Annotated in this window: 19 protein-coding genes; 5 read left to right on the forward strand and 14 right to left on the reverse strand. The window is 32.7% G+C overall.

Features of this window, described 5'->3' with window-relative positions; translation table 11 throughout:
* Positions 1–243: 243 nt before the first annotated feature.
* The 3 genes from GFO_RS04310 to GFO_RS04320 all read right to left on the reverse strand — a co-directional run bounded on the left by GFO_RS04310 (position 244) and on the right by GFO_RS04320 (position 2032).
* Positions 244–600, reverse strand: coding sequence for a hypothetical protein (locus tag GFO_RS04310; protein ID WP_011708816.1), 357 nt, complete (start codon positions 598–600; stop codon positions 244–246).
* Complete coding sequence (locus tag GFO_RS04315; RefSeq protein WP_148264592.1) at positions 597–1127, reverse strand: hypothetical protein; 531 nt, start codon at positions 1125–1127, stop codon at positions 597–599. Before GFO_RS04315 ends, GFO_RS04310 begins: the two co-directional genes overlap by 4 nt.
* 173 nt (positions 1128–1300) lie before the next feature.
* On the reverse strand, positions 1301–2032 hold the full coding sequence (locus GFO_RS04320; RefSeq protein WP_011708818.1) for a phospholipase D family protein: 732 nt from the start codon (positions 2030–2032) through the stop codon (positions 1301–1303).
* Between the two features lie 246 nt (positions 2033–2278).
* On the opposite strand from GFO_RS04320, the gene GFO_RS04325 reads away from it, so the two are divergent.
* On the forward strand, positions 2279–3265 hold the full coding sequence (locus GFO_RS04325; RefSeq protein ID WP_011708766.1) for an IS110 family RNA-guided transposase: 987 nt from the start codon (positions 2279–2281) through the stop codon (positions 3263–3265).
* Between the two features lie 170 nt (positions 3266–3435).
* Here the strand turns inward: GFO_RS04325 and GFO_RS04330 are convergent, their stop codons facing one another.
* A complete protein-coding gene (locus GFO_RS04330; RefSeq protein ID WP_011708819.1) occupies positions 3436–4719 on the reverse strand; it encodes an erythromycin esterase family protein in 1284 nt (427 codons plus the stop codon).
* Positions 4720–6042: 1323 nt separating this feature from the next.
* On the reverse strand, positions 6043–6993 hold the full coding sequence (locus GFO_RS04335) for a gliding motility protein GldB-related protein (protein ID WP_011708821.1): 951 nt from the start codon (positions 6991–6993) through the stop codon (positions 6043–6045).
* Between the two features lie 246 nt (positions 6994–7239).
* Here GFO_RS04335 and GFO_RS04340 point away from each other — a divergent pair, with 246 nt between their 5' ends.
* Positions 7240–8226 (forward strand): IS110 family RNA-guided transposase, encoded by a 987-nt coding sequence (locus GFO_RS04340; RefSeq protein WP_011708766.1) that lies wholly within the window; start codon positions 7240–7242, stop codon positions 8224–8226.
* A gap of 178 nt (positions 8227–8404) precedes the next feature.
* Here GFO_RS04340 and GFO_RS04345 read toward each other — a convergent pair whose 3' ends face one another.
* Complete coding sequence (locus GFO_RS04345) at positions 8405–8761, reverse strand: helix-turn-helix domain-containing protein (protein WP_011708822.1); 357 nt, start codon at positions 8759–8761, stop codon at positions 8405–8407.
* 4 nt (positions 8762–8765) lie between these two features.
* On the reverse strand, positions 8766–9059 hold the full coding sequence (locus tag GFO_RS04350; RefSeq protein ID WP_011708823.1) for a type II toxin-antitoxin system HigB family toxin: 294 nt from the start codon (positions 9057–9059) through the stop codon (positions 8766–8768).
* Positions 9060–9359: 300 nt separating this feature from the next.
* Between GFO_RS04350 and GFO_RS04355 the strand changes: the two genes are divergently transcribed.
* Positions 9360–9818, forward strand: a complete 459-nt coding sequence (locus GFO_RS04355; protein ID WP_049792081.1) for a hypothetical protein — start codon at positions 9360–9362, stop codon at positions 9816–9818.
* A 331-nt stretch (positions 9819–10149) separates the two neighbouring features.
* Positions 10150–11136 carry an IS110 family RNA-guided transposase gene (locus GFO_RS04360; RefSeq protein WP_011708766.1) on the forward strand — a complete coding sequence of 329 codons (987 nt, stop codon included), beginning with the start codon at positions 10150–10152 and terminating at the stop codon, positions 11134–11136.
* A 143-nt stretch (positions 11137–11279) separates the two neighbouring features.
* Here GFO_RS04360 and GFO_RS04365 read toward each other — a convergent pair whose 3' ends face one another.
* From GFO_RS04365 to GFO_RS04380, 4 genes are all read right to left on the reverse strand, one after another.
* On the reverse strand, positions 11280–12356 hold the full coding sequence (locus GFO_RS04365) for an ATP-grasp domain-containing protein (protein WP_011708826.1): 1077 nt from the start codon (positions 12354–12356) through the stop codon (positions 11280–11282).
* A 163-nt stretch (positions 12357–12519) separates the two neighbouring features.
* Positions 12520–13563: a TlpA disulfide reductase family protein gene (locus tag GFO_RS17215; RefSeq protein WP_011708827.1), complete on the reverse strand. Its 1044-nt coding sequence runs from the start codon at positions 13561–13563 to the stop codon at positions 12520–12522.
* A gap of 157 nt (positions 13564–13720) precedes the next feature.
* Positions 13721–14023 (reverse strand): type II toxin-antitoxin system RelE/ParE family toxin, encoded by a 303-nt coding sequence (locus tag GFO_RS04375; RefSeq protein ID WP_011708828.1) that lies wholly within the window; start codon positions 14021–14023, stop codon positions 13721–13723.
* Entirely contained in the window at positions 14007–14240 is a 234-nt protein-coding gene (locus tag GFO_RS04380; RefSeq protein ID WP_011708829.1) for a hypothetical protein, read from the reverse strand. Before GFO_RS04380 ends, GFO_RS04375 begins: the two co-directional genes overlap by 17 nt.
* A gap of 276 nt (positions 14241–14516) precedes the next feature.
* On the opposite strand from GFO_RS04380, the gene GFO_RS04385 reads away from it, so the two are divergent.
* Positions 14517–15503 (forward strand): IS110 family RNA-guided transposase, encoded by a 987-nt coding sequence (locus GFO_RS04385; protein ID WP_011708766.1) that lies wholly within the window; start codon positions 14517–14519, stop codon positions 15501–15503.
* A 158-nt stretch (positions 15504–15661) separates the two neighbouring features.
* Here GFO_RS04385 and GFO_RS04390 read toward each other — a convergent pair whose 3' ends face one another.
* The 3 genes from GFO_RS04390 to GFO_RS04400 form a co-directional block, all read right to left on the reverse strand.
* On the reverse strand, positions 15662–16153 hold the full coding sequence (locus GFO_RS04390; RefSeq protein WP_011708830.1) for a hypothetical protein: 492 nt from the start codon (positions 16151–16153) through the stop codon (positions 15662–15664).
* Entirely contained in the window at positions 16153–16911 is a 759-nt protein-coding gene (locus GFO_RS04395; protein WP_011708831.1) for a DUF2971 domain-containing protein, read from the reverse strand. The genes GFO_RS04390 and GFO_RS04395 overlap by 1 nt, the downstream gene beginning before the upstream one ends.
* A gap of 156 nt (positions 16912–17067) precedes the next feature.
* A complete protein-coding gene (locus tag GFO_RS04400; RefSeq protein WP_011708832.1) occupies positions 17068–18291 on the reverse strand; it encodes a protein NO VEIN domain-containing protein in 1224 nt (407 codons plus the stop codon).
* Positions 18292–18586: the final 295 nt, after the last annotated feature.

The raw sequence follows: 18586 nt of genomic DNA on the forward strand, positions 1-18586 counted from the left end.
AAAATCAATTCTAACGGTAAAATCTAAAAAAATAGATAAATGATTCATTTTTATCCATAAAAGCTTCTTTGGATTTGGAAAATGAAATGAAAATATTGCTGCCAACGGTCCCGGTTATCGCCAGTTGGCGGAGTAGGGAACGCGGATTTGTCGGCTTAGTATTGGTTTGTTGGTCAAGTTAATTATTTTCTTTTAAATGCTGCCGCTTATTGGCGATTAACCGTTGTTGTTATGCGTTTTTTATTATCCAATCACGATTTGAATTTTCTCAGTCGATTGATATTTCTGGAAAATACTAAGAAAAGGAATATTATCTCTTTTCACTTTTAAATCTTCCGAATTTTTGAAATGAATGGTATAATTTCCCCATTTTGGAATATCTACAGAACCAATTTTTTTTGCTCTAGTTTTTAATTCAAAAGATTGAGTTCGCCAAAAGGTCTTTTTTAATTCAATCTTTAAATCTGACTTTGTATGTCTTAGTTCAAGTGAAAATTCATTCGTTTTTATTTTCCATCCTCCTAATACTCTTACACTGTAAATTCCTGGTTGCAATTCTATTTCTCTTCCAGAATCTGAAATATTTAAATGTGTTCTCATTTTAAAATTGCGATTATAGCTATTAAAATTGAAGCTAAACTAATAACTATTGCTATGTTGGAATTTCTTCTATTTATATAATCATCCTCAAATGATTTACCATCCAAATAGTGTTTAATTCCTTTTTCGGTTAGTTTTACTTTTGATTTAATCGGATTTCCTTTTATAAAGTAACTTCTGGCGACCAAAAAATCTTGTGCTTTAACAACATTTTTATGAAGATTTTTTCCTTTTGAAAATCCTGAATTTAAAAGTTTTTTAATTAATGTAGAATGTAAATAATCTGGTTTTGTAATGATTTCACAGAATTCGTCATTTCTAGTTGTATAATATAGTTTTAAATCTTTTGATTTTTTAATATATTCTGCAATTACCTTTGTTTCTGGATCTTTTAAATGAACAGGATCATCATAAGTAAGAGAATTACCACCACCTTCCATTTTTTGAACTATCTCATTATTACAGAAGTCATAAACGTGATCAATTAATATATCTTTTATTCTTTCTTTTTTCTTCTTAAAAATCACAATTCTCATTTAAAAAATGCATTACAACGGTTACGGTTATCGCAAGTTGCGGGAGTTGGGACGCGGATTTGTCGGCTCAGTTGTTTTCATAATTGGTCTCTAAAATTACACTTTTTCCGGCTAAACCCGTTATTTGCGATGAACCGATGTTGTAAAAAGTTTTTTTGTTCAAATTATTTAAGAATACTATCTGTTATCTCCTCTGGCCAAACAATAAACTTACCATAAGCACCTTCTTTTTGCTCTGCACCGAACTCATTTCCCTTTTTGGTGTAATACCAATCATCATCTTTTTTATACATCATTTCTTTTTCCACCAATATGGAATTGACTTTTCGACTACTCAATCCTGTTATTTTAGAAAGCTCTTTAGTCGTTAAGTATTTTGAGTTAGAGAAATCATTAGTTTGTTTATTTGGTTTTTTATCTTCTCTTACTTTATCCTCGGCTTGCTTATCAACTTTTTTAACTGTAACTCGAATTTCTTCGCTAATCGTTAGTAATCTTTGAGCTTCTGTATAAATATCATTATATAACTCAGGATCTTTTTCTTTTGATACATAAATTCCCATTTCATCATTATTCTGTTGGGAAAAAGAATATAAATTCATTGATGTTACAATAGCTTCGCTTTCATTTAAATAACATTTTGCGTGTAAAGTAGAACAAACACTTGTTCTTACTCCGATCTGAGTTTCTAACCAATTACTTTCCTCTAATTGTAGTTTACTTTCTCTATAAACAATTCTGATATCTTTCTTTTGAATATTAAGATTATGAATATGATCTTTTATTCTATTATGAAATTGTAAATATGGACTTATTAAGATTAAACGATCTGTTGTGTTTTTAATTAATTCTTCAAGATGATAAGAAACACCTGTAGTGTTCAGAAATTTTGACATTTTTTGATTCTATTTTTTTGTTAAAAATTTTTTACAACGGTCTCCTTTACTTCGCTTATTAATAAATATACCTTTGAATTGAAGAAGGAGGAGAACTAAAACGGTCTCTAGATTACAGATCCAATATCCGTAAGAGTCCTCCATTCTTCATATGGGTAGCAAGAACCATTTGGAATACCAGGTCTATTTATGGACCCGTTAAAGGAGTTAGTTAATGCGCCCTTCAAATAATAATTTTTTAAAAATATGAAAAATTACCAAGAAGTAATCGGAATTGATGTTTCAAAAAGCAAGTTAGATGCTTATGGGCACAATCGTGGTTCCCACCGTGAATTCAGTAATGATGTGTTAGGTTATAAAGCCTTGCTTAAATGGGCTAACGGTAAGAAACAAAAAGTGTTTTTCTGTTTTGAAAATACCGGTCATTATTCGTTAAAGTTAGCATTGTATTTATCTTCAAAGAAGCAGGTATATGTGCAAGAAAACCCTGTAGTAATCAAACGCTCTTCCGGAGTGATCAGAGAGAAGAATGATGTGGTAGATGCGATGATGATCGCCCGGTATGGCTGGCTTCATCGCGAGGAACTTTCTCCAAGTGAATTGAAAGATAATGAACTATTGGAAGTAGGCAGATTGCTGGCTTTACGGGATCAGCTGGTCCGTAGTCGTACGGGTTTAAAAAACACACACTCAGAGTTAAAGAAATTGCTAAACAGCAGTTCAACGGACACCTGTTGCAAGACGCTCGTAAGCTCTATTACCCATCTAACATCTCAAATAAATAAAATTGAGAAGCAACTAAAAACCGTTATAAAGGACTCTGAACACTTATCACAGAATTATAAGCTAGTGACCTCTTTAAAAGGTGTAGGCCTGATAGTAGGTGCCCAATTGCTGTATCATACTAATAACTTTAAACGTTTTCAGACCTGGAGACAATTCTCCAGTTATTGCGGAACGGCTCCCTTTGGTCATAGTTCGGGAAGTAGTATTCATAAAAAGCGAAAATGCCACCCGATGGGAGATCGCCAAATGAAGAGCCTGCTTAGCATGGCGGCCTGTACAGCCATTCAATATGACAGTGAATTACGGCAGTATTATAAAAAAAAGCGAGAAGAAGGTAAACTTAAGATGATTGCGCTGAACAATGTTCGTAACAAGCTTTTATCCAGGGTGTTTGCGGTAGTAAAAAGAAGAACCCCATATGTGGAACTACACAAATTTGCTGCCTGAGAAATAATAGAAAAAGCTTTGATTTAACCTTGGAATACGGTTATCGCAAGTCACGGGATTAGGGACGCGGACTTGTCGGCTTAGACCTGATTTGTTGGTCAATTTAATTATTTTCTTTTAAATGTTGCCCGTTATTTGCGATTAACCGATGTTGTACACCGTTTTATTTCTCAATTTAAATTGTAATCTGGCACTGAAATTTTTTTTACAAAAATTAATGCATCATACGTTTCTACATATACTTTATTAATTAAAATTCTATGCAAAGGTTTTGGTTTATATCCCCCACCACCAATTAGCAAATGCTTTGACTTTTCGTTGAAGAATTCTAAATTTTTGTCGAATTGAATAAAATAGATATCTTTGTCTACAGACATTAAGGTTTTTGCATAAGTTTTTCTAACCGGCTTTTCTATTTCGTAAGTTTTCCAATAATTCCCCCTCTTATTATCAGTTACTAAACCGTTTATTTTTCCAATTCCAAAATCGAATCCTACTGCGTAATAATCGTCATTATAATGATCTTTTAAATTACGGCCCAGGTTAATAATATTACTACCCGTACTGTACATTTCTTTTTTATTAATGTGTTCGTTATGAGCCCATATAAATACTTTTTTGTTTTTAGATAGGTTTTCTACTATATACTTTACATTTTCGAACATTTTTGAATCTCTGAATTCTGTGCTCTTAGGATATTCTTCTTTAACTAAGGAAGCATATTCCGTATAACTTATTAAGTAATCTAAACTTCTTAGGACATTTTCATAAGTCTCACTTTCTAAGTTTGATTTAAGTATTTGATGTTTAAGTTCGTTTAATTTTGGAAGTTGAATTTGCCACCAAGTTTCTTTTTTACCATATTCTATTTTCTTATTTGCAGTACTATCGGCAACAGCTAAAAGCTTTTCGTCTATTGAAATTTTATTGCTATCAACAAATTCTCGTATCTCTTGATTAAGTTTTTTGCCTATTTGAATATCCATACCATAAAACTGAATTTGCTCTTCTTTGGATTTGCCTTTATTGTATTCTCTCATCCATTGTAGAAGATTTACAATTTCTTTAGTATGCCAAAAACCAATATTAAAATTTTCTGCAATCGTCTTAATATTTCCTTTTCCCCCACTTATCCATTCATTTATTCCAGATTCAGCTTGGTAAGATTCTTCCATTATAAACGTTTTTACACCTTCTTTTTTCACTAAATATTTGAAGAACTTGGCTTTTAAGTCAAAAAATTCTTTTGTGTTATGTGATGCTTCTCCAAATCCATAAATCTTGGCTCTGGAAAATTTATTAGGGGTGTTTTCCTCAAAAATTCTTAATTCAGAATCTGGATGTGCATCTTCAATTTCAATAGAATTATTCTTAATCCAATTTAATGTTTCTTGTTTTTGAGAAAATAAAAGAAATGGTAAAATAAGTATGAAGATTGAAAGTATGTTTTTCATTGAATTTTTTCTATAAAATGGTGTACAACGGTCCCGGTTATCGCAAGTTGCGGGAGTAAGGACGCGGATTTGTCGGATTAGTTATTTCCATAATTGATCTCTAAAATAACAATTTTCAGCAAACTACCCGTTATTTGCGATTAACCGTTGTTATACACTGGTGCGACACCGCCGAGTGAGAACCCCAGATATGCCGACGTCGGGAATACACATTCTATTAAAAAATAATCTTTCTCATTTATTACAATTATTGCGACCGAGTGAGTGTCCATTTCTTTGTTCTAAGCTTTCTTTTGATTTTTTTAATTCTTTAGTAGCTAATATGATTTTGAGCACCTACCAAAAGCTTCTTTAGTGTAAACATTCAATTGGACTTTTTTGGTCTTTAGTTATTTAATTTCTTCTGGACGATTTTACTTGAATTTTGAAGCGAATCTGGATTCTGTCAATTATCGACTTACTAAAAGTTCTTTGTTCAAATTTGGCAATAGAAAGCTTTAAAATTTGAAGTTATTGGCTTAGGTTTCTTAAGGTTCTTAGTAGCTAAAATCGTTACGGAGCACTTGTGTATAACGTCCCCGGTTATCGCAAGTTGCGGGAATAAGGACGGGAATTTGTCGGTTTAGTTGTTTTAATAATTGGTCTCTAAAATAACAATTTTCAGCAAACTACCCGTTATTTGCGATTAACCGTTGTTACAAACTGGAGCGACACAACCGAGTGAGAACCACAGATGTGCCCCCGTCGGGAATACATATTCTTCTAAAAAAATCTATCTGATATATTGCAATTATTGCGTCCGAGTAAGTGCCTGTTTCTTTGTTCTAAGTTTTTTTGATCTTTTTAGTTCTCTAGTAGCTAATTTGAATTTAGGCACCTACCAAAAGCTACTTTAGTGTAAACATTCAATTAAACTTTTTTCGTTCTTTAGTTTTTAATTTCTTCAAGACGATTCTTCTTAGATTTTGAAGAGAACCTGGATTTCGTCAATTATCGATTTCCTGAAAGTTCTTTAGTTTTTCATTTCTTCGAGACCATTTTTTTGAAAATTTCAAACTGAAATTGAATTTAGTCAAATATCGATCAACTAAAAGTTCAATATTCAAATTTTTCAGCTTAGATTATTAAGATTCTTAGTAGCTAAAATCGTTTCGGAGCTCTTGTTTGTAACGGTCTCGGTTATCGCAAGTTGCGGGAGTTGGGACGCGAATTTGTCGGCTTAGTTGTTTCTATAATTGGTCTCTAAAATAACCATTTTCAGCAAACTACCCGTTATTTGCGATGAACCGTTGTTGCCCACTGTAATATTGTACCTAAACTTAATTAGAAAGATTTATCATAAGAACTCTTTTCTAAAAATTCTTTAGGCTCATTCATATTTATAATGTCTTTGATAGCTTCTTTTTTATTATCAGAATTTTCGTAATAAGATTCGGCTATTTTATATCCAATATAATAGCCTAAATCGGCTGGACGTTTAGAGTTGTAATTATAAAACCAATCTGTTTCTTCAAAAGTTTTTTCAGTTTCCACATCATACTTAAATTCTAACCATAATTTTTCTTCGTTTTTCTGTCCATATCTAAATATTGCTGCATTCATAGATTGTTTTTCTAATAATAGAGTGGCAATAAAATCAGCTGAACCTTCTGTTATTGCTTGAGATAAAAGAGATTCATTTTCATTATCGCCATTTGGTTGTTGAGTATGCACTAATTCGTGAGCAACTAAAGATTTGATATCTCCGGTACTATTTTCAAAAACCTTTTTCATAAATCCATTTATTTCTGAAATTTCTACTTTTTGAGGATTCACTGTAGCAATTTCAGTTCCTATTAAAATCAAACCTTTATCTGTTGTACCACCAGATTGAATTGGAGAAATAGCGAAACAAATATTTGGTGCTTTAAAATTAGGATAGTATTCATCCATTTTAAAGTAAATAGAATCAATTTCTTTCTTTTTATTCTTAACTTCTAATGTGAGAGGTCTAATCGTTTTCCAAAATTCTGGTGCTCCTTTTATCCAATTAACATATTGTTTTGCGGTGAAATTTCTTAATTCTAAGAATTTTTCAAATTCGGGGCTTGCTTTGTCAATATAAAGATTTTGAAAAGTTTGAATGCTATCTTGACTTCCTTCTAAAGCATCATACGCATTCCAAAAGTTATCAATATCAGTAGTTATTATTTTATAGTTTAATTCAGATTTTTTTACCTGCGCACAGGAATTTAATCCAATTAGTATTATTATCAGAAGAAGCTTTTTATTCATTTTTTAAGCAAAATTTTCAAAATATTATTGTGGGCAACGGTCTCCTTTACTTCGCTTATTAATAAATATACCTTTGAATTGAAGAAGGAGGAGAACTAAAACGGTCTCTAGATTACAGATCCAATATCCGTAAGAGTCCTCCATTCTTCATATGGGTAGCAAGAACCATTTGGAATACCAGGTCTATTTATGGACCCGTTAAAGGAGTTAGTTAATGCGCCCTTCAAATAATAATTTTTTAAAAATATGAAAAATTACCAAGAAGTAATCGGAATTGATGTTTCAAAAAGCAAGTTAGATGCTTATGGGCACAATCGTGGTTCCCACCGTGAATTCAGTAATGATGTGTTAGGTTATAAAGCCTTGCTTAAATGGGCTAACGGTAAGAAACAAAAAGTGTTTTTCTGTTTTGAAAATACCGGTCATTATTCGTTAAAGTTAGCATTGTATTTATCTTCAAAGAAGCAGGTATATGTGCAAGAAAACCCTGTAGTAATCAAACGCTCTTCCGGAGTGATCAGAGAGAAGAATGATGTGGTAGATGCGATGATGATCGCCCGGTATGGCTGGCTTCATCGCGAGGAACTTTCTCCAAGTGAATTGAAAGATAATGAACTATTGGAAGTAGGCAGATTGCTGGCTTTACGGGATCAGCTGGTCCGTAGTCGTACGGGTTTAAAAAACACACACTCAGAGTTAAAGAAATTGCTAAACAGCAGTTCAACGGACACCTGTTGCAAGACGCTCGTAAGCTCTATTACCCATCTAACATCTCAAATAAATAAAATTGAGAAGCAACTAAAAACCGTTATAAAGGACTCTGAACACTTATCACAGAATTATAAGCTAGTGACCTCTTTAAAAGGTGTAGGCCTGATAGTAGGTGCCCAATTGCTGTATCATACTAATAACTTTAAACGTTTTCAGACCTGGAGACAATTCTCCAGTTATTGCGGAACGGCTCCCTTTGGTCATAGTTCGGGAAGTAGTATTCATAAAAAGCGAAAATGCCACCCGATGGGAGATCGCCAAATGAAGAGCCTGCTTAGCATGGCGGCCTGTACAGCCATTCAATATGACAGTGAATTACGGCAGTATTATAAAAAAAAGCGAGAAGAAGGTAAACTTAAGATGATTGCGCTGAACAATGTTCGTAACAAGCTTTTATCCAGGGTGTTTGCGGTAGTAAAAAGAAGAACCCCATATGTGGAACTACACAAATTTGCTGCCTGAGAAATAATAGAAAAAGCTTTGATTTAACCTTGGAATACGGTTATCGCCAGTTGGCGGAGTAGGGGACACGGATTTGTCGGCTTAGTATTGGTTTGTTGGTCAAGTTAATTATTTTCTTTCTAACGCTGCCGTCTATTGGCGATTAACCGTTGTTAGCTCCCAGTATTTTTTGTTCCAATTAATAATCTTGGATTAAAACCTCTGTTGGAATATGTAGCGTAGTATTTAATTTTCTTACCATTTCTAAAGTCAGTTTTCTTTTCTTATTTAAAATTTCACTAACTCTACTTTTGAAACCAAAAACTTCTGCTAAGTCTTTTTGCTTCATTCCCATTTGTTCCATTCTGAATTTAATAGCTTCTATCGGATCGGGCATTCCAATCGGAAAATGTTCATTCTCATAATTGTCAACGAGAATAATTAATATTTCCAGTTCGTCACCTTCTTCTGTACCTTTTTTTGCATCAAAAATTTCATCAAGTCTTTGAAGAGCATTCTGATAATCTTCTTCGTTTCTAATTGGTTTTATATTCATTTTTTTAAATATTATTAGCGTCTATCTTATCATATTCCGCGTGAGTTCCAATAAATCTTATATAGCAAACTTGATATTCAAAATTGAATTTTACAATTAATCTATAGTTGTTTCCCTTAATATTAAAAACAATTCTATTGTCTTGTAAAATACTTGCGCTGGGATAATCATTCCTTAGATCATTGATATTTTTCCATTCTGTTTTTTCCGTTTCTCGATACCAGGCTTTTAATTGTTGTTCACTATCAGCGTGTTTTGTCCAAAAATCACGTAAGGTTCGTTTTGCAATAATTCTCACATTAAATTATTTTAAAACAAAGATAAATTAAAATCCCAAATTGGGAACTATTTTCTTGATAAAATATTGGAGCTAACGGTTTCGGTTATCGCAAGTTGCGGGAATGAGAACGCGGATTTGTCGGCTTAGTTCTTTTCATAATTGGTCTCTAAAATAGCAATTTTCAGCAAACTACCCGTTATTTGCGATGAACCGATGTTGTGCAAAGTGCATTTATCCATAAATTTTCTTTAAAGTATAAAATTTTGTAATATTAAATTAATTTTGACGTTTTATTACAATTACTATAAATTCCTTCTTATGTCTAAAAGTCAATTTCCCAATTTAGCTTTTTTAGTTTTTTTCTCAGTTCTTCTAACTTTAAATATTGGATGTAGTTCTGATGATGATTCAGCCCAGTCCGCAGAAGTAACTGTCAATGGAACAGTTATTTTTGACGATGGAGATGATTTTGTAGGTGATATTGATGGGGATTTTACTGGTAATGGTGGTAGTGCAACACGTATATTTTTTTGGCAAAACTCTCTAAGTACAGCAGATTATAACGCTGATATTACTTCTTTAAGTAATGGTTTATTTAAAATGGAGGTTAAAGATGCAAATGGCAATATTGTTTTAGATAAATCTTTAAACGGTTCAATGGAACCTGATTCTTTTTCAGGTGTAACATCCAGTGGAACTTCGGGAATCTGGTCAGTAAAAATTACTCTTTCTTCCTTTAATGGTGATGGAAGCTTTTCCCTCAGTGAAGGTGACTAATCTATGTTCTGTGCTATCACGCTTGCTTTTTTGAAAAAATTGAATTTGATCATTTAATATCCAATTACATTAAATTGTTTTTCAATTATAAACTAATCTCATTTTCAATGCATTTTGCACAACGGTCTCCTTTACTTCGCTTATTAATAAATATACCTTTGAATTGAAGAAGGAGGAGAACTAAAACGGTCTCTAGATTACAGATCCAATATCCGTAAGAGTCCTCCATTCTTCATATGGGTAGCAAGAACCATTTGGAATACCAGGTCTATTTATGGACCCGTTAAAGGAGTTAGTTAATGCGCCCTTCAAATAATAATTTTTTAAAAATATGAAAAATTACCAAGAAGTAATCGGAATTGATGTTTCAAAAAGCAAGTTAGATGCTTATGGGCACAATCGTGGTTCCCACCGTGAATTCAGTAATGATGTGTTAGGTTATAAAGCCTTGCTTAAATGGGCTAACGGTAAGAAACAAAAAGTGTTTTTCTGTTTTGAAAATACCGGTCATTATTCGTTAAAGTTAGCATTGTATTTATCTTCAAAGAAGCAGGTATATGTGCAAGAAAACCCTGTAGTAATCAAACGCTCTTCCGGAGTGATCAGAGAGAAGAATGATGTGGTAGATGCGATGATGATCGCCCGGTATGGCTGGCTTCATCGCGAGGAACTTTCTCCAAGTGAATTGAAAGATAATGAACTATTGGAAGTAGGCAGATTGCTGGCTTTACGGGATCAGCTGGTCCGTAGTCGTACGGGTTTAAAAAACACACACTCAGAGTTAAAGAAATTGCTAAACAGCAGTTCAACGGACACCTGTTGCAAGACGCTCGTAAGCTCTATTACCCATCTAACATCTCAAATAAATAAAATTGAGAAGCAACTAAAAACCGTTATAAAGGACTCTGAACACTTATCACAGAATTATAAGCTAGTGACCTCTTTAAAAGGTGTAGGCCTGATAGTAGGTGCCCAATTGCTGTATCATACTAATAACTTTAAACGTTTTCAGACCTGGAGACAATTCTCCAGTTATTGCGGAACGGCTCCCTTTGGTCATAGTTCGGGAAGTAGTATTCATAAAAAGCGAAAATGCCACCCGATGGGAGATCGCCAAATGAAGAGCCTGCTTAGCATGGCGGCCTGTACAGCCATTCAATATGACAGTGAATTACGGCAGTATTATAAAAAAAAGCGAGAAGAAGGTAAACTTAAGATGATTGCGCTGAACAATGTTCGTAACAAGCTTTTATCCAGGGTGTTTGCGGTAGTAAAAAGAAGAACCCCATATGTGGAACTACACAAATTTGCTGCCTGAGAAATAATAGAAAAAGCTTTGATTTAACCTTGGAATACGGTTATCGCAAGTTGCGGGAGTTGGGACGCGGATTTGTCGGCTTAGTTGTTTTCTTTCTTGATTAGTAAAATTACACTTTTTCCGGCTAAACCCGTTATTTGCGATTAACCGTTGTTGGCAGCTGGCGTAGTCCATTTTTGTTCTAATAAATTTATCAATAAGTCTTCGTAATTCCAACCAATTTTTCTGGCAGCTAAAGAAGTTAAACTATCTTGATCTTTTCGGTGTGATCTTGAAGGTCCAGTCATATTAGGTTTCATATTTAAATCAAATATGAAGTAATCACCGTTGTCATTTGCTCTACAATCTATTCTAATCGGTGCTTTTGCTTTTATGATTTTTGCAGCTTTTTCACATTGTTCTGATATTAATATAATTTCATCTTTTTGTTGTTCACTATCGCTTAAAATTGAACTATTTTCAATAATTGCAACAGTTCCATTATATGGAGCAATACCATTATGATGATTAAATCTTTTTATAGCCGGCAAACTCCAATAAGAATGAATTCTTTCTTCCTTATTTTGAAGAAGATATTTTCCTGGAGGCATCACAGTTATTGTGATTTCTTGACCTGATAAATATTCTTCTATATAAACTTCTTTACCATATTTATCTGAATCGATTAACTCGTTTATTAATTGAAATAATTCCTTTTGATTTTGGGCAACGTGAACGCCTTGACTTCCTCGACCTCTAATAGGTTTGGTTACAATGGGAAAAGTGAAATCAAAGCTATTATTTTTTAAGTTCTTTTTTGAAAAAATTTTAGCTCTAGGAATTGGCAATTTTTGTTCTTTTAATAATTGATTTGTCCTCCATTTATCATCGTATAAATCCGCATCTTTTGGTTGCTGTCCAACTATTTCTATTTTTCCATCAAAAAAAGTTTCTATTGGATGATCTTTAAATAAAACGGTATTCAACCAAAATATAGTAGCCCCTTTATCTAAAGCGGATTGGATACCATTTTTCGTATCAGGAAAAACCCAATCATAATCGTTTTTTAAATCAGGATTTTCTACAGGAGTTATTATTGGTAAGTCCTTATTTTTTAAAGAATAAGCAATATCGGCTCCACTGTCAGAATATCCACCTGGTTTCATTGGTTTTTGAATTCCTTTTTGAATAGGTGGTTTCTGTGCTTGAAACAAAATTGCAATATTTTTCTTTTTTGTCATATTATTGTTTCAGCTTGCTGCCAACGGTTTCGGTTATCGCCAGTTGGCGGATTAGGGGACACGGATTTGTCGGCTTAGTATTGATTTGTTGATCAAGTTAATTATTTTCTTTCTAACGCTGCCGTCTATTGGCGATTAACCGTTGTTGGCAATAGTTAAAAATCTAAGATGCTTCTTTTAATTCATCGATTATTTGGGATATATCATTTTCACTTACATTTTTTGCAATAATTTGACCTTCTCTATTGATCACAATATTAAATGGAATTGCGTTTATACCATATATTTTTGAGATTTCACCCGTCATATTTTGATTGATAAAAATGTTCGTCCAAGTTAAATTGTATTTATCTATAGCCTTTGTCCACTTATTTCTTTCTTCTTCTAAGGAAATTCCGATAATGGTTAAATTATCCTCTTTGAACCTTTTTTCTAGTGTTTTTAATTCAGGGAACTGATCTATACAAGGTTTGCACCAACTTGCCCAGAAATCAATCAATAAAATATCGCCTCTAAAATCTTGAGTTGAAACTTCCTTGGAAAGATAATTTTCACCTTTTATGTCAAATAATTGATCACCTACGGTGAATATTTTATCTGGATAAATATTTTCTTCTAACTTTTTTATTGTGAAAGGATCTTGAACCTTTTTATCAAGCTTAAAATATAAGTTTTGAAGCTGAATTTTTTTTAATGTGTAAGTTGAAGAAACTTCTGCAAGTAGATCGCCAGGCAGTCTATTGTTTTGGTTTTCTGTAATTAATTTATATAATTCATTATAAAGCTTTTTATTCCAGTTTTCTTTCTCAGCATTCAAAGATTTAAATTCTTCAAAATTTTCTCTAATTTTTTCTGTTTTTGATCCCGTAACATTTTCTACAATTATCCAATCAACTGGACCATTACCAAAATTATTTTTTGTAACATTAATTTCCAGTTCTAAATCATTATTCTCCAAATAAAATTCTTTGTTGTACCCTGAAATGGTGTCTGTAATTATACCAGCTTTTAGTGGAGAATCAACTCTTCCTGAAAATTGACTTTTTCCATTTATAACTAATGAACTGTCTAATTTTTTATTAGTAATTAAATACAGATATCCAGAATAATCTCCTTTCACTTTAACATCTACATTAAATTTATCCTCAACTGGTTTTTTACAGGCGATAAGATTTATGATTAATCCTAATGTTATAAAGTATTTCATTAAATTTTAATTATTGCCAACGGTCCCGGTTATCGCAAGTTGCGGGAGTAAGGACGCGGATTTGTCGGCTTAGTTTTTTTATAATTGGTCTCTAAAATAACCATTTTCAGCAAACTACCCGTTATTTGCGATGAACCGTTGTTATGCAGCGGTTATCTCAAATTTTTCTTTTATTAGGATCTTGTCGATTTGAAAAGAATGAAAGTATTTCTACATTTTCATTATTCAAACGATAGTACATTGTATTAAATCTTGCTATAACTGCTCTTCTTATATTCTTTTTCTTTTTTGAAACTTGAAATAGTTCTGGATTTTTAGAGATCAGTTCGATAGTATGGTCAAGTTGTTCTGAAAAATTTTCTAATTCTTTTTCAGTCCATTCTTCTTCTAAATACTTAATTGTTTCTTGTAATTCGTAAAGTGCGTGGTCAGTCCACAAAATTTTATAACCACTTTTCATATAATTTCTTTGCTTCTGAATGAGATTTTAATTTTCCGGAGTCGGCATCTTTAATTCCTTGTTCAATGGAATTCTTTTCTTCTTTGGATATTTCTTGCCACCAGTCCGTTTTCTCTTTTTCTCGCAATTTCATTATTTTTTCAATAACGGATTCATCATTCAGGGTAGATAACCACTGAATTAATTCGATCTTTTTATTTTGAATATTTATATCCATAACTCAAATTTACAATTTTGAGATTAATTTTTTCGTTCTTTTCTCGATCTTTTTGACTGCTGCATAACGGTCTCCTTTACTTCGCTTATTAATAAATATACCTTTGAATTGAAGAAGGAGGAGAACTAAAACGGTCTCTAGATTACAGATCCAATATCCGTAAGAGTCCTCCATTCTTCATATGGGTAGCAAGAACCATTTGGAATACCAGGTCTATTTATGGACCCGTTAAAGGAGTTAGTTAATGCGCCCTTCAAATAATAATTTTTTAAAAATATGAAAAATTACCAAGAAGTAATCGGAATTGATGTTTCAAAAAGCAAGTTAGATGCTTATGGGCACAATCGTGGTTCCCACCGTGAATTCAGTAATGATGTGTTAGGTTATAAAGCCTTGCTTAAATGGGCTAACGGTAAGAAACAAAAAGTGTTTTTCTGTTTTGAAAATACCGGTCATTATTCGTTAAAGTTAGCATTGTATTTATCTTCAAAGAAGCAGGTATATGTGCAAGAAAACCCTGTAGTAATCAAACGCTCTTCCGGAGTGATCAGAGAGAAGAATGATGTGGTAGATGCGATGATGATCGCCCGGTATGGCTGGCTTCATCGCGAGGAACTTTCTCCAAGTGAATTGAAAGATAATGAACTATTGGAAGTAGGCAGATTGCTGGCTTTACGGGATCAGCTGGTCCGTAGTCGTACGGGTTTAAAAAACACACACTCAGAGTTAAAGAAATTGCTAAACAGCAGTTCAACGGACACCTGTTGCAAGACGCTCGTAAGCTCTATTACCCATCTAACATCTCAAATAAATAAAATTGAGAAGCAACTAAAAACCGTTATAAAGGACTCTGAACACTTATCACAGAATTATAAGCTAGTGACCTCTTTAAAAGGTGTAGGCCTGATAGTAGGTGCCCAATTGCTGTATCATACTAATAACTTTAAACGTTTTCAGACCTGGAGACAATTCTCCAGTTATTGCGGAACGGCTCCCTTTGGTCATAGTTCGGGAAGTAGTATTCATAAAAAGCGAAAATGCCACCCGATGGGAGATCGCCAAATGAAGAGCCTGCTTAGCATGGCGGCCTGTACAGCCATTCAATATGACAGTGAATTACGGCAGTATTATAAAAAAAAGCGAGAAGAAGGTAAACTTAAGATGATTGCGCTGAACAATGTTCGTAACAAGCTTTTATCCAGGGTGTTTGCGGTAGTAAAAAGAAGAACCCCATATGTGGAACTACACAAATTTGCTGCCTGAGAAATAATAGAAAAAGCTTTGATTTAACCTTGGAATACGGTTATCGCCAGTTGGCGGAGTAAGGGACGCGGCATTGTCGGCTTAGTATTTGTTCGTTGGTCAAGTTAATTATTTTCTTATTAATGCTGCCGCTTATTGGCGATGAACCGTTGTTGGCACTAGTTTTTCTTACTCCAAATCCATTCATCTGCATTAATTTTTGGTTGAAATTTTGAATGGCCAATCCACTTTCCTTGTAAGTTACTAGAATCAATTATTCTTAATTCAAAACTTCCGTGATAAGAATTTTCATCATAAATCTCACCCCAAGTCCCAACAACGAAACTATTTTTAATTTCTCCGAAAAAATAAAACTTATCATTTCTGGAATAAAATTCACAATACAAATATTTACCTAACTGTTTTACCTCTGTAAAACTGTGACGTTCGGTATCCTTTTTATAGTTTTTCTTAGCATTAGAGAAGCTCCAATTTTGTTCCCAATCTCCTGCCAGCTTAATGGGATTTGTTCTGTATATAAATCGGACTGGAGTTTTATGACAATATTTTACTATCCATATTGCCAAGTTATGATCTAAGAGAGTTTTAACTATTAGTCCAATTATAAAAGCTATTATTGAAGTAATTACATGAGACAAGTTAATTTCCATTAATTAATTTTTTCTTCTATTAATTCAAAACTTTTTGGTGATTTCTGCATTTTGTAGAAGTCTACATTATTATAGCCTTTATTTAATTGAATAATCTGAATAATTTTTTCTTGTTCTTTTGGAACGCAATCAAGACCAAAATAAATGGCTTCTAAACATTGTGGATCAAATATTTCAAGACTATCTGCTTTTTTCATTAGTCTGACTTCTTGTTCGTAAGACCATTGTTGTGATTTGGTGAAAAAAAGAAAATTATCTGATTTGTCCTGCTTAGCGATATCATCAGAAGTGGGAAATTCCTCTGAATATTTTACTTCTTTATAATCTTCAAAAAAGGATTTGTCTTTGGTGTTGAATTTCAAGCAAACACCAGAATGATTATTGGCATAATGTGACCACATTAAAATACTTAAATGTGTTTTAGAAAAGCATGAAATACCAACTTCTGAAACTCTCTTTTGTAAGTCCGAATTCAATTTTTCCGTTTTCTCTTTCCGATCTTTTTCATGTCCTTCAGCTATTTTCATCAAGTTTTTATGCTGTCTAAAAAAAATCTCGTTATGTGTCGCTGAATTGAAAGCAATACGTTGTTCCTCATTAATTTGTTCTTGATAATACTTATCAATTATATAATGACATTTTAAATTACAATCAAATGGATCATTAAATGTGCTTGGATTCGCAAACCAGACTTCATTTTTTTGTAACGATTTATAAAGGTTAATATTAATTTGATGATACTTAAATAAATATTCCATTTTTCTATTGAAAAATTAGTGCCAACGGTTACGGTTATCGCAAGTTGCGGGAGTAGGGACTCGGATTTGTCGGCTTAGTTTTTTTATAATTGGTCTCTAAAATAACAATTTTCATCAAACTACCCGTTATTTGCGATGAACCGATGTTGTACCCAGTTAATTGGTGTTCATATTTAATTTGAATAAAATCGGTTCTTTTATAATATTGTTATTGCTCAATAAATCCGAGCTTTTTACTTTCCATATTTTAGGTCGTTTACTACCAGCTTCGTAAATGATATAGAAATAATAGTTTTTTTCATTTTCCGCTACTTTTAATTCGTTTGCTGAAAGGTAAATACTGCTTTTTCCTATTTTTCTTAATGTTGACTTTACTTCAATTAGTCGTTTTGTACCATCCAATTCAAATGATAGAATGTCATAACCTACACTATCATCTCTTTCTGAAATTTGATCAACTAACTTAGCTAAATCCTTTTTTCCATTTTCATTTAAAAATTTTCTTTCGGCTCTTAAAACAATTTGTTCTCCTCTGTCTCCAATTCGTTTAAATTTTCTCGAACGGTTAGAATAGTCAATTTTTGTTCCCTTATTTTTTCCTTTTCCTTGTGTTTCAGACAATACATTTGTTTGTAAGTCAACATAGTCAAATTTTAAAATTTCAATTGGCGGAAAATCTTTGAGTTTGAAATCTTTAAGTTCTTTAGAGATTTTTTCCTCTTTAATTTCATTATTAGGATTTCCAAATGATGCGTATAAGAATTTACTAAACTCATAGACACTCCATTTTTCCATTACTTTGTCGCTCTTTTTAAAGTTAAGTAATAGTGCTTGTTTATCTAATTCAGATTTTGACTCATTATCTAATCCAAGAATGTTAATGAAATAATTTAGATGTTTTGCAGAGAATATGTTTAAAAAGTCATTTGGATAATAAACCGATAATATTTTACCTTTAAACATTGGTGATATTGGATTCTTTTTTAAAATCCTAAAATCATCTTTATTTTCTAATAGTTCAACGATTGCTGAAAGTATTTTTTCAAAAGCAATATTTTCATCCGTTCCATATTCTTTTCGTCCAATTCGATATTTTCGTGTTTTATCTTCTCCGTATTTACCGAAATATAAGCCAAACTTTATAGCTGGACTTCCGTGAATATTACCCCACTCATTAAGATCGTTTTCTATTCTATTACAAAATGTTGAATCGCCTTTTCCTATGACATATTCATCTTTTGTCAGGTCTTTAATTCCGTTAATTGGATAGTCAGTTGTGAACTTTTTACGTAAGCCATTTATTTCTTTAAAACCTGAATTAAAATATTCTCTTTTCTTTTCAAATTCAATCTGATAATCTCTTAATTCAGTTATTTTCATTTAAGTTCAAAGTTTGATATTAATTGGGTACAACGGTCCCGGTTACCGCAAGTTGCGGGAGTTGGGATGCGGATTTGTCGGCTTAGTTGTTTTAATACCTGGTCTCTAAAATAACAATTTTCAACTAGATACCCGTTATTTGCGGTGAACCGTTGTTACCCACTGGAGCGACACGGTCGAGTGAGAACCAAAGATATGCCGCCGTCGGGAATACATATTCTTCTAAAAAAAAGATCTTTCTCATTTTTTACAATCATTGCGCCTGAGTAAGAGTCCGTTTCTTTGTTCTAAGTTT

This window comes from Christiangramia forsetii KT0803, from assembly GCF_000060345.1.
GTDB lineage: Bacteria > Bacteroidota > Bacteroidia > Flavobacteriales > Flavobacteriaceae > Christiangramia > Christiangramia forsetii.